The sequence below is a fragment of the Agrobacterium sp. CMT1 genome (assembly GCF_037203725.1).
In the GTDB taxonomy this organism is placed as follows: domain Bacteria; phylum Pseudomonadota; class Alphaproteobacteria; order Rhizobiales; family Rhizobiaceae; genus Agrobacterium; species Agrobacterium pusense.
In genome coordinates this window covers 384,477-397,914 of sequence record NZ_JBBCAR010000002.1, presented here as the reverse complement: position 1 = coordinate 397,914, position 13,438 = coordinate 384,477, and the positions used below count along the sequence as shown (strand labels likewise).

At 59.2% G+C, this 13,438-nt stretch carries 10 protein-coding genes; 4 read left to right on the top strand and 6 right to left on the bottom strand.

The genetic code is table 11. The features are described 5' to 3' along the window. The first annotated feature begins 75 nt into the window (after positions 1 to 75). Complete coding sequence (locus tag WA845_RS04615) at positions 76 to 5,580, top strand: glutamate synthase-related protein (RefSeq protein WP_112556069.1); 5,505 nt, start codon at positions 76 to 78, stop codon at positions 5,578 to 5,580. Continuing rightward, entirely contained in the window at positions 5,577 to 7,346 is a 1,770-nt protein-coding gene (locus WA845_RS04610) for a flavodoxin domain-containing protein (RefSeq protein WP_112556067.1), read from the top strand. Before WA845_RS04615 ends, WA845_RS04610 begins: the two co-directional genes overlap by 4 nt. Positions 7,347 to 7,382: 36 nt before the next feature. Here WA845_RS04610 and WA845_RS04605 read toward each other — a convergent pair whose 3' ends face one another. The 5 genes from WA845_RS04605 to fabA form a co-directional block, all read right to left on the bottom strand. Next, the gene (locus WA845_RS04605; protein ID WP_037089524.1) at positions 7,383 to 7,976 is read right to left on the bottom strand and encodes a TadE/TadG family type IV pilus assembly protein; all 594 of its coding nucleotides are present in this window, start codon (positions 7,974 to 7,976) and stop codon (positions 7,383 to 7,385) included. Then, positions 7,973 to 8,569: a TadE/TadG family type IV pilus assembly protein gene (locus WA845_RS04600; RefSeq protein WP_004439213.1), complete on the bottom strand. Its 597-nt coding sequence runs from the start codon at positions 8,567 to 8,569 to the stop codon at positions 7,973 to 7,975. Before WA845_RS04600 ends, WA845_RS04605 begins: the two co-directional genes overlap by 4 nt. Positions 8,570 to 8,755: 186 nt before the next feature. Further along, positions 8,756 to 9,562 (bottom strand): enoyl-ACP reductase FabI, encoded by an 807-nt coding sequence (gene fabI / locus WA845_RS04595; protein ID WP_022555382.1) that lies wholly within the window; start codon positions 9,560 to 9,562, stop codon positions 8,756 to 8,758. 6 nt (positions 9,563 to 9,568) lie between these two features. Further along, a complete protein-coding gene (gene fabB, locus WA845_RS04590) occupies positions 9,569 to 10,792 on the bottom strand; it encodes a beta-ketoacyl-ACP synthase I (RefSeq protein ID WP_020011229.1) in 1,224 nt (407 codons plus the stop codon). Positions 10,793 to 10,867: 75 nt separating this feature from the next. After that, the gene (gene fabA / locus WA845_RS04585; protein ID WP_003507274.1) at positions 10,868 to 11,383 is read right to left on the bottom strand and encodes a 3-hydroxyacyl-[acyl-carrier-protein] dehydratase FabA; all 516 of its coding nucleotides are present in this window, start codon (positions 11,381 to 11,383) and stop codon (positions 10,868 to 10,870) included. 316 nt (positions 11,384 to 11,699) lie between these two features. Here fabA and irrA point away from each other — a divergent pair, with 316 nt between their 5' ends. Then, positions 11,700 to 12,119 carry an iron response transcriptional regulator IrrA gene (gene irrA / locus WA845_RS04580; protein WP_003493135.1) on the top strand — a complete coding sequence of 140 codons (420 nt, stop codon included), beginning with the start codon at positions 11,700 to 11,702 and terminating at the stop codon, positions 12,117 to 12,119. Positions 12,120 to 12,194: 75 nt separating this feature from the next. Here the strand turns inward: irrA and WA845_RS04575 are convergent, their stop codons facing one another. After that, entirely contained in the window at positions 12,195 to 12,833 is a 639-nt protein-coding gene (locus WA845_RS04575; RefSeq protein WP_004439220.1) for a trimeric intracellular cation channel family protein, read from the bottom strand. A gap of 77 nt (positions 12,834 to 12,910) precedes the next feature. Here WA845_RS04575 and WA845_RS04570 point away from each other — a divergent pair, with 77 nt between their 5' ends. After that, positions 12,911 to 13,429, top strand: coding sequence for a hypothetical protein (locus WA845_RS04570; RefSeq protein ID WP_004439222.1), 519 nt, complete (start codon positions 12,911 to 12,913; stop codon positions 13,427 to 13,429). Positions 13,430 to 13,438: the final 9 nt, after the last annotated feature.

Sequence of the window (13,438 nt, the reverse complement as noted above, 5' to 3'; positions counted from 1 at the left end):
GCAGAGCGCCGGCTGACGCGCCGGATTCGGGAAAAAGGCGATGCCGCGCGAATTTCGCAATGAGAGGAGAGAGCCTTGAGCGTGACGGAGCAAAAATTCGGCCTTTACGATGCCGCTTTTGAAAAAAGCAGCTGTGGCGTTGGTTTCATCACCCGCAAGGACGGCGTGCAGACTCACGATGTGTTGAAGCGCGGCCACGAGGCGCTCTGCGCCGTCCCGCATCGCGGCGGCATGTCGGCGGAAGGTGTCGGCGATGGTGCCGGGGTGTCCCTGGACTTGTCGCTCTCCTTCTTTCGGAAATTGACTGGCGAACACGGTTTGCAGGCGGGCCGTTTCGGCGTCGGTAATTTTTTCCTGCCGCAGAACTTCGCGTTCCATCATGAGGCTGTTGGCATTATCGGCAGCGCGCTGCAGGAACAGGGATTTTCGGTCCTCACCGTCCGTGATGTACCGGTAAATGACGCGGCCATCCGTGCTGCCGCCATCCCTTACCAGTTGCCGATCCGCCAATGGGTTTTCTCTGCTCCGGCCGAATGCGCAACTCTGGCGGAATTCGACTGGCGTATCCACAAGGCACTGATTGCCATCGAGGCGCTTGCGTATAGCGTGCCTGATCTCGGCGGCTTTTATCCGCTCTCGCTCAGCGCCCGCACGCAGGTCCTGAAGGGCCGCCTGAACTCCCATGAGGTGATGCCCTATTTCTGCGACCTGACGGATCCGCGCCATGAAGTGCATACGATGTATTTCCACACGCGGTTCTCCACCAATACCGATCCGCACCCATCCATGGCGCAGCCTTTCCGCCTGATGGCGCATAATGGCGAACTCAACACCGACAAGAAGAACCGCCTGTCGGAAGCGGCAGTCGCCCTGGCGAAGAATGCCAGCATCGTCAGGCCGAAAGGCCAGTCCGATAGCTGCCGTCTGGACCAGACCTTGCAGGCGCGGGTTATGGAGGACGGTCTTGACCTCGTTACCGCTGTGGTCTCGATGATGCCGCCAGCCTGGGAAAACGACGACACCCTGTCGCCGGACGTGAAGGCGATGCTGGAATATTTCTCTCTCTATGAGGAGAAAAATGATGGTCCGGCCGCGCTGATCTTCGGCGACGGCATTATTGTCGGCGCGCGCCTCGATCGGCTTGGCCTGCGCCCGCTGCGCACCGTCGAGACGGACGAATATCTCTGCGTCATGTCGGAGGCCGGGCAGATCGCCTTTCCGGCGGAGAGCGTTATCCGGCGCGGCCGCATCGAGGCGGGCGGCATGCTTTATTACGACCACGCCGCGCGCCGCGCCTTTTCCACCGTCGAGGCGCTCGAGCTTCTCGCCGCGCGCCGCGACTATTCATCCCTGCTGCGCGAAGCCCGTGTCATGCTGGAGGATCTGCCGGAAGTGCCAGCGGAAAAGCAGGGCTCACCGCTGCGTTATAATGGTGATCTCGAACGTCACCAGCGTTACGTCGCCTATTCGCACAATCAGGAAAGTTTCAAATTCCTGATGGACCCGATGCTGGCTTCCGGTTCCGAAAAAATTTCGGCGATGGGATACGGCAATGCCATCAACGCGCTTTCCGATCAGGAAGGTGGGGTCGCCAAGTATTTTTCGCAGCGTTTCGCGCAGGTCACCAATCCGCCGCTAGACAGTATTCGCGAAGCTGATGGCATGACGCTACGGGTGGCCCTGGGTGCCAAGCCGAACAGCGGCGCTAAGAAGGCCCGCCAGATCGTCGTGCGCTCGCCAATCCTTAGCCACCTGGATATGCTGCGCATCCGCGAGCAGACCGAGACGCCGGTGCGCCGTTTCGAAATGCTCTATGCGCCCGTCTTCGATACAGGGGAGGCCAATGAAGCGGCATTGAGAGAGGCGATAGACGGACTGTGCGCCGAGGTCGCCGCTTTTGCCGCTGGCGAAGGTGGCATTGCCGTGATCACTGACCGGCATGTTTCCGCGCGTCGTGCCGCTTTGCCAATGATCATGGTCGTTTCCGCCATCAATCAGCGGCTGATCGAGGAAGGCCTCAGGCTGCGTGTGTCGCTGATCGTCGAAAGTGGACAATTCTCCTCTTCCCATCACATTGCAGCCGGTCTCGGCTTTGGCGCTTCGGCGGTCTATCCGCTCGCCGTGCAGTTCCGCGCCGAGGAGAAATTCGGCAGCGAAGCCGACAAGGCCTTCAAGCGCTTCGCCAAGGCGGCGGAAAAGTCGCTGATGAAGACCATGGGCAAGGTGGGCCTGTGTACGGCGGAAAGCTATATCGGGGGCGAGTTCTTCGAGCCGAACTTCCTCGATACGGAAGATGACGTGCTGAAGCGTTATTTCCCGAATGTGAAAACGCCGGTCGGCGGCGTTAGCTTCGCCGTCATCGCCCAGGCCGTGGCGGACTGGCACCGCAAGGCGCTGTCTGTAAAGGGAGAAAGCGACATTCCGCTGCTCGGTCTTTTCAAGGAGCGTGCCGAAGGGGCCGGCCATTCCTATGGCACGACGGCCGTGCGCGGTTTCGTGGATATGACGGAGGAAAAGATCGGTTTCGACAAGGGGACCGAAAACGAAGAGGCGTTACGTCTCCTGCCGCTCAACCGCTTGGAAGATGCCTTCGGTCTCGACGACGCGGCCTATTATCACACCAGTTTTGACCGGTTGACCCCGGAGGCGATCGATGCCTTCGAGGTAACGACTGGCTACCGCGCATTTGCCCGTATGATGGCGGAAGAAAGAGCACGTCGCCCCGCCGCCCTGCGCGATGTCCTGGAATTGCCTGCGGATGTGACGTTCGCCGGTTCGGCGGAAGAGTTTCGCCGTGAAATGGGTCGGTTTTCCCGCAAGGGCAATAACAGCTTCATGGTACGGGGCTTGCTCTGCGAAGGCGCAGAGGAAGGCGCCTTCCGGCTGCAATTGACCGGCCCGCACGGCCATGAGCTTGCCAGGCTCACAGCACTTGGCCAATCGCTGATCGATCGCTTCGGCGAGGACATAGTCGGACATTGGCTTGAAGGGGGCGCTCTTCTGGTTCAGGCGAGGGGCGAGGCTTCCGATTACCTCTCGCTTGTTCGCACCGCGCCGGCGAGCATTTCGCTCGATGCCGTGCAAAATGCCAGCGAGATCACCATGACCCTCGCCTCTGGTGCAATGAGCCATGGCGCGCTTGTCGCGGCCGCCCATGAGGCTTTGGCGCATGGCACCAACATGGTTGGCGGCATGTCAAATTCCGGTGAGGGCGGCGAGCATATATCGCGATACGGCACCATTCGCGCCTCGCGCATCAAGCAGTTCGCATCGGGCCGCTTCGGTGTCTGGGCCGGTTATCTTGCCGATCCGATGCTGGAAGAGATCGAGATCAAGATCGGCCAGGGCGCAAAGCCCGGCGAAGGCGGACAATTGCCGTCTCCAAAGGTCACGGTGGAAATCGCCGCCGCGCGTGGCGGTACGCCGGGCGTCGAGCTTGTCTCGCCGCCGCCGCATCATGATACCTATTCCATCGAGGATCTGGCCCAACTCATCCACGATGCCAAGGCAGCGCGCGTGCGGGTCATCGTCAAGCTGGTCTCGTCAGAAGGCATCGGCACGATCGCGGTCGGTGTCGCCAAGGCGGGAGCGGATGTCATCAACGTCGCCGGCAATACCGGCGGCACGGGGGCGGCGGCCGTCACCAGCCTCAAATATACTGGTCGCGCCGCGGAAATCGGCGTTGCCGAGGTGCATCAGGCGCTTTGCGCCACCGGCCTGCGCGCCAAGGTGCTGTTGCGCTGCTCCGGCGCACACCAGACGGCGAGCGACGTTGTCAAATCAGCTCTTCTCGGCGGGGATAGTTTCGAATTCGGCACCACGGCGCTGATGATGTTGAAATGCGTCATGGCGAAGAACTGCAACATCAAATGCCCGGCCGGTCTCACCACCAATCAGGAGGCGTTTAACGGCGATCCGCGGGCGCTGGCACAATATCTCATGAACATCGCCCATGAAACGCGCGAGATCCTGGCCGCACTCGGGCTGCGTTCGCTGCGGGAAGCGCGGGGCCGCTCAGATCTTCTTCACCTACTCGATCATCCCGCAAGCGTTGGCCAGCTTGACCTCCGGGCAATGCTAACCGTGGTCGAGGAAGTGAAGATCGATAGCCCGGTCTATATGGAAAAGGACTTCGCGCTGGACGATGCCTTCATCGAACTCGTGCGCTCGGCACTGGTCGACGGTGGGCGCGAGAGCATCGAGCTTGGCGGCAACCGTTTCCTTAACAATTGCAACAAGAGCGTCGGCGGCCAGCTCGCCGTCGATATCGAACGTATGCTGAACCATGAGCTTTCCGGCGAAGAGGCGGATGCGCTGCCGGCCGTCAGACGGGACAGCCGTGGCCGTCGATTTCTGGAAGCGGGTTCGGTGCGCATCGATACATCAGGTTCGGCTGGACAATCCTTTGGCGCTTTCTGCAACGACGGCATGATCATGGTCCATACCGGTACCTGCAATGACGGCGTCGGCAAAAGCGCCTGCGGTGGCACCATCGTCGTGCGTTCTCCCGGCGGCGGTTCGCAGGAGGCGGGCGGGAATGTGCTGGTCGGTAATTTCGCACTGTTCGGCGCAACCGGCGGCCGCACCTTTGTGGAAGGGCAGGCAGGCGACCGTTTTGCGGTGCGCAACTCCGGCGCGACCGCCGTTGTGGAGGGCGTGGGGGATTTTGCCTGCGAATACATGACCAACGGTGCTGTGCTTAACCTCGGCAGTTTTGGCAAGGGCTTCGGCAACGGTATGAGTGGCGGTTTCGTCTATCAATACGACCCCTATGGCGACCTGCCGAAGAAAGTCAGCCACGATTCGATCCTGCTTGGCTCCATCACGGGCGAGGACGAGCAGGCGGCGATCCATCGTCACGCCGTTCACCAGCTTCTGAACTGGCACGCGGTGGAGACTGGCTCAGCGAAGGCCGCATGGCTGCTGGAAAACTGGGAGAGCGAACAGCACAATTTCGTTTACGGCATGCCACGCGCGCTGCTGCTTTATCAGGACAGTGACGAAATTCTCAAGGCCAAGCCGCGCAAGGAATTGCTGGAGGAACTGGCTTCCGCACTTGCTGTCCATCAGCTGCGGAAGTTCAAGCTGGCCTATCGAGATCGCAAGTCCGTATTGAACGGCACCGTGCCGGCCTATGGCGAAACGGATACGGAAGACATGTACGCACTGATCAACAATTACACTGTGTTGAGCATGGCGCAGGCCATCGCCTTGCAGCGATTGCCGATGGCATCGGGTCCTTCCGACGCCGCCATCGAAAAAGCGGTGCGCAATCTCATTCTTACGGAAGATTATGCCCTGATGCAGCGTCTGATGAAATGTGCGCGCGAGGCTCTTTCCGACCATAGCGACGGACAGCTTGCGGTGATGATCGCCGCCAAGCGACTTGATGACTACAAGCAGGCACTGGCGCGCCGCAACATCTGGTCGGTGGACAGTCCAGGCACCTATGGCTGGATCATTCAGCAGAGCCGCAAAAACATCGAGAAGATCGGTCGTCTGCCGGGCTTAGAAGAGCTTTTCGCGGCCCGCGCCATTCCTGACCTAACCGCCGCATCCAGCCAGAACAGGGCAGCATGATGAAGATACCCTACATTCCCGAAGACGCGCCCTTTAACGGCGACCAGCGCGCCTGGCTTGCGGGTTTTTTAGCCGGGCTCCACTCCCGCGCCGCCATTGGCCTGGAGGCATCTGTCGCCGCTGCCGCTCCCAAGACGGCGGCGAGCGTGCTGAACATCCTCTTCGGCACACAGACCGGCAATGCCGAGGCGCTGGCAATGGATATCGCCGCCGCCGCCCGCACGCAGGGTATGCAGCCGGCGGTGATGGCGCTTGACGACGTGTCCATGGAGCGCCTGGCTTCGATGAAACGAGTCGTTGTCGTGACCTCGACCTATGGCGAGGGTGAAATGCCCGATAATGCGCAGCTATTCTGGGAAGCGCTTGCCGCTGATGGTGCGCCACGACTGGAGGCGATGAATTTCGCCGTGCTGGCGCTGGGTGATACGGGGTATGACGGATTTTGCCAGGCCGGCAAACTCATCGATACGCGCTTTGAGCAGCTCGGCGGCAAACGTATGAAAACGCGGATTGATTGCGATATAGACTTCGAGGACGCTGCCGCCGCCTGGATCGATGAGACCCTGCCCATTGCACTTGCGCTCGATGGCGGCCAGGCGGCGACTGACGTGACGCCTCGTCCGGCACAACTCCCCAGGCAGGCGACACAGGAATGGAACCGGAAGAATCCCTACCTGGCGCGGCTAAGCGTCAATCACCGTCTTTCCGGTCCGGCCTCATCGAAGGAAATCAGGCATTACGAATTCGATCTCGGGGAAAGTGGCCTCAGCTATGAGGCGGGTGATGCCCTTGGTGTCGTTCCCGTCAACTGCCCGAAACTGGCTGGTGCGTTGCTCGACCATTTCGAGGCGGAAGCCGATAGCGAAGTGGCCGGGCTGGATCGTTCAGTGGGAGACGCATTTCTCCGCATGTTCGAAATCTCGACGCCCTCGCGCGAACTGGTCGCCGAAATCGGCAAGCGCGCGGGTCATGACGAACTAGCGCATGTTCTTGCGAACGGCGACAGGGAGCAGCTGGCCGCCTTTCTCTGGAGCAAGGATATTCTCGACCTGCTCAATCTTGGCGGCAGGCGTCTTTTCGATCTTGCTGAATTCGTGACTTTCCTGAAACCGCTGCAGCATCGGGCCTACTCCATCTCCTCCAGCCCCCTTGCCGCGGGAAACAGCGTGCATCTGACGATCGCCAGCGTGCGTTATCGCGCTCACGACCGCGAGCGCGGCGGCGTGTGCTCCACCTATCTGGCAGATCGGGTGGAGGCAGGGGGGACGGCCGGGCTTTTCGTTTCGCCCAACAAGGCGTTCCGTGTGCCGCAGAAAGACGATGCGCCGGTTATCATGGTGGGTCCGGGCACGGGAATAGCGCCGTTCCGGGCCTTCCTGCAGGAACGGCTGGCGCGGGGCGCCACCGGCCGGAACTGGCTGTTTTTTGGTGACCAGCACCGGCAGTCGGACTTCATTTACGAGAGTGAGCTGGGTGAAATGAGCCGTGCGGGCGTGCTGACGCGTCTCGATCTCGCCTTTTCGCGCGATCAGGCGGAAAAGATCTACGTGCAGACGCGCATGCGGCAGAATGGCAAGGCGCTTTATCAGTGGCTCGAAGAGGGGGGCTATTTTTACGTCTGCGGTGACGCGACCCGCATGGCGAAGGACGTAGACGATGCCCTGCACCGGATCATCATTGACGAGGCCGGCCTCTCTGCGGAAGCAGCAAGCGAATATGTCAGCCAGCTGAAGCGCGAAAAGCGCTATCTTCGCGATGTCTACTAGCCGTCAGCGCGAGGGGATCCGGATGCAACGGTGCATTCAGCAATTGCTGCAGACTGTCTCCGCATCGCGCTGCTTGAAGAAATAATCGCGGCCGATGGTGATCGACTTGACGCCAGAGGAGGAGATGTCGGTCATGAACATCAACAGTTCATGCGGGACAGAAAGTTCGACATGGATGAGGAAGCTGTCAGCAATCAGCAGACGGGTCGGCACCACCACCGCAGAGCCGACCGCATAGGGCCGCTGGTTCTTCTCATCCCAGGACCAGGTGATTTTCGCCTGTTTCTGGGCATCGATCTTGATACCGCTGATCTTCAGCCGGAGACCCTTCGTGCTATAGGGCGCGAAGACTGCGGATGCTACATCCCCCATGCCTGCAAGATAGGTCTTGTCTACAGAACCCGTTTTCGAAATCAGGTCGTTGATCGTCGCGGCGGCGCTGCTTGCCCGCTTGTAGGTATTGTAGCCGATGGTGAGTTCGAAGGACGTCACATAAAGTGCGAGCAATATCGGGAAAATGATCGCGAATTCCACCGCGCCAACACCGCGGCGATCTCTTGCGAAGCGTGAAGCAAGCGCAATGAAACGCAGCCTGCCTTGCGTCACGGCGGCAATCAGACCTGCCATCAGGAGCCCCCGCTTGTCGTGTATTTTTCGTTCATGAAAGCGTCGGTCGCGACGATCAGGAAGTGAGAAGGCATCGATCCATCGGCCGGGCGAATTTTTGTAAGATAGGGGCGAATGATATCGGCCGTTACCCGCCAGCGATAATAGACACGCAGCATGTTGATCGTTTCCGGCCCACCCGGCTTGAAGCCGAATTGCGCCGTATCAAGATCGTAATATTCTCCGAAGGCCTTCAAAGGTATGGCGGTGGGGATATCCTTGAAGGTGGTGAAGGAGCGAAGATCGATATAGAGCTTCTGTTCCGTTTTGATCTCATCCGCGGAGCACGTGATTATCACCGAGACTTCGTTGCAGAAGTTCTTTCGGAAATCTTCTTTCGAAATCGAACTGCTGATCTGCCCCGTCCTCAGCCGCCGGGCCATGCTTTCGGTGGCATTGACGACCACCTGCTCCGCGATCATGGCGATGAAGGTTTCGATGATTGCGAAAACAACCAGGAAATATGGGATGGCGAGGATCGCGAATTCGATGGCTGCGGTCCCGTCGCGCGAAACTCCGAATTTTTCCAGCAATGGCTTCAGTTTGGCCAGTCGCATGAGGCAGTGTCGATCTCTAAGCATATGCGGCAAGCGCAACCGTTGAATTGTTGCGGACCATAATCAACCGATGTTTAAAATCAGTTACCTCGGTGATTTATACTTTAGTGATTTATGAAAATGACACAGACGCCAAATGAAAAAAGCCCGGCACGGGGCCGGGCTTTAATAAACCAGGGACGGTGATTATTCCGCGTCCGCTTTCGACAGAACCTCGAGCGTGGGTGTCGAGGTGATATTATAGCCGCAGTCTACGTAATGGCACTCGCCAGTCACGCCGCGCGAGAGGTTGGACAGAAGGTAGAGCGCAGAGCCGCCGATATCGTCGATATCCGCCGTCCGTCTCAGCGGCGCGTTCTTCTGGTTCCATGCGTAAATGGCGCGCGCGTCGGAAATGCCCGCACCTGCGAGCGTGCGGACCGGGCCGGCCGAGATGGCGTTGACGCGAATGTCCCGAGGGCCGAAATCGGCAGCGAGATAACGCACGGAAGCCTCGAGCGCCGCCTTGGCAACGCCCATGACGTTATAGTTGGGAATGACGCGCTGCGAACCGTTATAAGTCAGTGTCAGCATGGAGCCGCCATTCGTCATCAGCTCGGCGGCGCGCTTGGCGATTTCCGTGAAGGAGAAACAGGAAATGACCATGGTGCGGCTGAAATTCTCGCGCGTCGTATCCGCGTAAAGGCCCTTCAGCTCGTTCTTGTCGGAGAAGCCGATGGCATGCACGACAAAATCCAGCGCGCCCCATTTTTCGCGAATCGTTTGAAACAGCGCGTCCACAGAAGCGATATCTTCGACATCGCAAGGCACGATGAAGTCGGAGCCAAGTTCCGCGGCGAGCGGTTTGACACGCTTGCCGAGCGCTTCACCCTGATAGGTGAAGGCCAGTTCCGCGCCCTGTGCCGCAAGTGCCTTGGAGATACCCCAGGCGATGGAGTGATTGTTAGCGACGCCCATGATGAGGCCGCGTTTACCCTGCATGATGCCGTTCATGGGCAATTATCCGTTATGACGCTGGAAGACGAGCGTGGCGTTGGTACCGCCGAAGCCGAAGGAATTGGATAGGATGGTGTCGATCTTGGCATTGTCGATGCGGCTGCGAACGATCGGAACGCCCGCAAATTCCGGATCGAGTTCGGAAATATGCGCGCTCTCGCCGATGAAACGTTCCTGCATCATCAAGAGGCCGTAGATCGATTCCTGCACCCCGGCCGCGCCAAGCGAATGGCCAGTCAGCGACTTGGTTGACTGGATGTGCGGGATCTTGTCGCCGAAGACTTCGCGGATCGCGCCGATTTCCTTGCTGTCGCCAACCGGCGTCGAGGTGCCGTGGGTATTGATGTAGTCAATGTCGCCCTTGACGGTGGAAAGAGCCTGCCGCATGCAGCGGATCGCGCCTTCGCCTGAAGGGGCAACCATGTCGTAACCGTCAGAGGTCGCGCCATAACCGACGATTTCGGCATAAATCTTGGCACCGCGTGCCTTTGCGTGTTCCAGCTCTTCGAGAACCAGAACGCCCGCACCGCCGGCGATAACGAAGCCGTCGCGGTTGACGTCATAGGCGCGCGAGGCGACGTCGGGGGTCTCGTTGTATTTGGACGACATGGCGCCCATGGCGTCGAAAAGGTTCGACATCGACCAGTCGAGGTCCTCGTGGCCGCCAGCGAACATCACGTCCTGCTTGCCCCACTGGATCATCTCGGCGGCGTTGCCGATGCAGTGCGCCGAGGTTGAGCAGGCCGAAGAGATGGAGTAGTTGACGCCGTGGATCTTGAACCAGGTCGCGAGCGTGGCCGAAGCGGTGGAGGACATCGCCTTCGGCACGGCAAACGGACCGATGCGCTTCGGGCTGTTGTTCTTCAGCGTAATATCGGCAGCTTCGACGATGGTGCGGGTGGAAGGACCGCCCGAACCCATGATGATGCCGGTGCGCTCATTGCCGCTGATATCGCTCTCTTCCAGACCGGAATCGGCGATTGCCTGCTTCATGGCAACATGGTTCCACGCGCCGCCCTGCGACAGGAAGCGCATGGCGCGGCGGTCGACCAGATCGGTGGGGTCGAGAGAAGGCTTGCCCCAGACCTGGCACTTGAAACCGTGTTCGGCAAAATCCGGCGAAAAAGAAATGCCGGATTTGGCATTGCGCAGCGACGCGGTGACTTCAGCGGCATCACCGCCGATGGAAGAAACAATACCGAGGCCGGTGACAACAACTCGTCTCATGAAAGGGACCTTTTCTTAAGATTTCGGCTGGACAACCGAAGCCGCCCGGCGTTTGTCTGAACTATTCCGTCTGCCTCAGGCAGCCTTTTCCTTGGACAGGCCGACCCGCAGGTCTGTCGCCTGATAAATGGTTTCGCCGTCCGCCTTCAGCCAGCCGTCAGCAGTTCCAAGCACCAGACGGCCACGCATCACGCGCTTGAAATCAATACCATATTGAAGGAGCTTGGTGTGAGGGCGCACCATGCCCTTGAACTTCACTTCGCCGGTGGAAAGCGCCATGCCGCGGCCTTCTTCGCCCAGCCAGCCGAGGAAGAAGCCGGTCAGCTGCCACATGCCATCAAGGCCGAGGCACCCCGGCATGATCGGGTTGCCCTGGAAATGGCAGGGAAAATACCAGTCATCGGGGCTGACATCATATTCGGCACGGATGAAACCCTTGTCGAACGCGCCGCCGGTTTCTGAAATTTCGGTGATGCGGTGAACCATGAGCATGGGGGGCAATGGGAGCTGTGCATTTCCCGGGCCGAACAATTCGCCGCGACCGCAGGACAGGATCTCCTCGTAATTGTAACTTGATTGCCTCGTTGCCATACCGCTTTCACTTCCCCAATTACTGGTGTTGATCGACTTCACTAGAGCAAGTTAGGTTCAAAATGAAGCGCTGCAAGGGCAGAGGCGGTTCCGCCCCCATTCTTTGTCTTCGAACCTTCTTTGCAGAAGTCATTACCTCAATATGCCGTCCGCATACAGGAACCATCCGGCCGGAACCAGAGGAAATTTGCAGGAATGGCCGGTTTGCGGCCATTTGCGACACTCGGCGGCGCTGAAACTATTGAAAGCATTCCCTGCAAAAGATATATGCTATTGCAATTGACGGGTGGCATACCTCTGTTTGGAATGGGATTGCATGGCATTTGACGCCACATTGGATATCGGAACGAGGCTGCGGCGCTCTGGGCTGAGGCCCACGCGCCAGCGCGTGGCTTTGGGCGATCTTCTCTTCGCGAAAGGTGACCGCCACCTCACCGTCGAAGAACTGCATGATGAGGCTGTGACAGCTGGCGTGCCCGTTTCTCTCGCCACGGTCTACAACACACTGCATCAGTTCACCGAGGCCGGTCTCATCCGGGTTCTCGCCGTGGAAGGTGCCCGTACCTATTTTGACACCAACGTGTCGGATCACCATCACTTCTTCGTAGAAGGCGAGAACGAGGTTCTCGATATACCTGTCAACAATCTCCAGATCGGCAATCTGCCGGAAGCGCCTGAGGGCATGGAAATCGCCCATGTGGATGTGGTGATCCGCCTCCGCCGCAAGCGCGGCTGAACTTCTTCGGTTCGACAATGGATGTGCAAATGGCGCCCGCGGGCGCCATTTCTGTTTTCAGCGTCGTTCCATGGGTCACTTCATGACATCTTCCGGGCGTCTGCCGGGCTTGCCTTTATAGGGCGGGAAAGTCCAGCCGAAGATCAGCGCGCCGGACCGGATCCCAAAGGCCATCAGCACGCCCGCTGCCGAAGCGGCATAAAGCGGCGCGCCGAAGAAATAGACGACAATGAAGGTGGAAGAGCCCAGAAGCGCGCAGGTGATGTAGATTTCCGGCCGCAAGAGCACGGAGGGCTCACCGGCGAGAATATCGCGCAAAACCCCACCAAATGTTGCCGTCAGAACGCCGGTGACAATGGCGACAGTTGCCGAACCGCTTGCTGCGAGGCCCTTGGCCGCTCCCATGACGCAATAAGCAGAAAGGCCGAGCGCATCGAGCCAGATCAATACCCGGTAACGGGATTCGAACAGATGTGCCGTGAAGAACAGCAGCACCGCCACCGAGACGCAGACGAGAATATAGGTGGGGTTGATGACCCAGAACACCGGCGTTCTGCCGAGCACGAGATCACGCACCGTGCCACCGCCGATACCGGTGGCCGCCGCAAAAAACAGGAAGCCGATCAGGTCGAGCTGCTTGCGCGAAGCGGCAAGCGCACCGGTTGCGGCAAACACTGCCACGCCGGCATAGTCGAGAAAACCCAGAAGTGTCATGAAAAGGTTCCCCCCGGAACACGGGCGGCGAACACGTCAGTGTCGCGCAAGCACTAAACTCTAGGCTGGCCGCCCGGATGATCGCAACATCCATAACCCAAACGGATGCAAAGGAAAATGCCGTGCGAATCGCTCTCGTTGCCGCTCTTCAGGCGCTGGTTCTCTTGATGTTCCCGGTGGCGCTCTCGGCGCAGCAGCAGCTGGTGAGCGATCCGGAGATTTACGAGAAGGATCATTTCCGCAACGAGTGCAAGGTGGCAGCATTCGGCGACGATTTTGTCACACGGCTGGATATCAACAATGACGGGTTGATGGATGCCATCGTCAATCACGGGGTTCTGGATTGCGACGGCGAAAAAGGCCGCGCCTGTGATGACGAGGGATGCCCCTATAATTTTTACGTGCAGGTGAAAGAAGGCGGCTACCTGATGATCGCGACGGCCCGCATCTACGGTTATGACTTCATCAAGCGTTTTGGTAACATGGTCTTCGTGCTGAAGATGCATCCGCGTTATTGCGAGCGTACTGATAAGGAGCCCTGCCTGATGACAGTGCGGGTGCGCGGGACAAAATTCGTCACGATCTCGCGAAAGTGAGCGCAACGG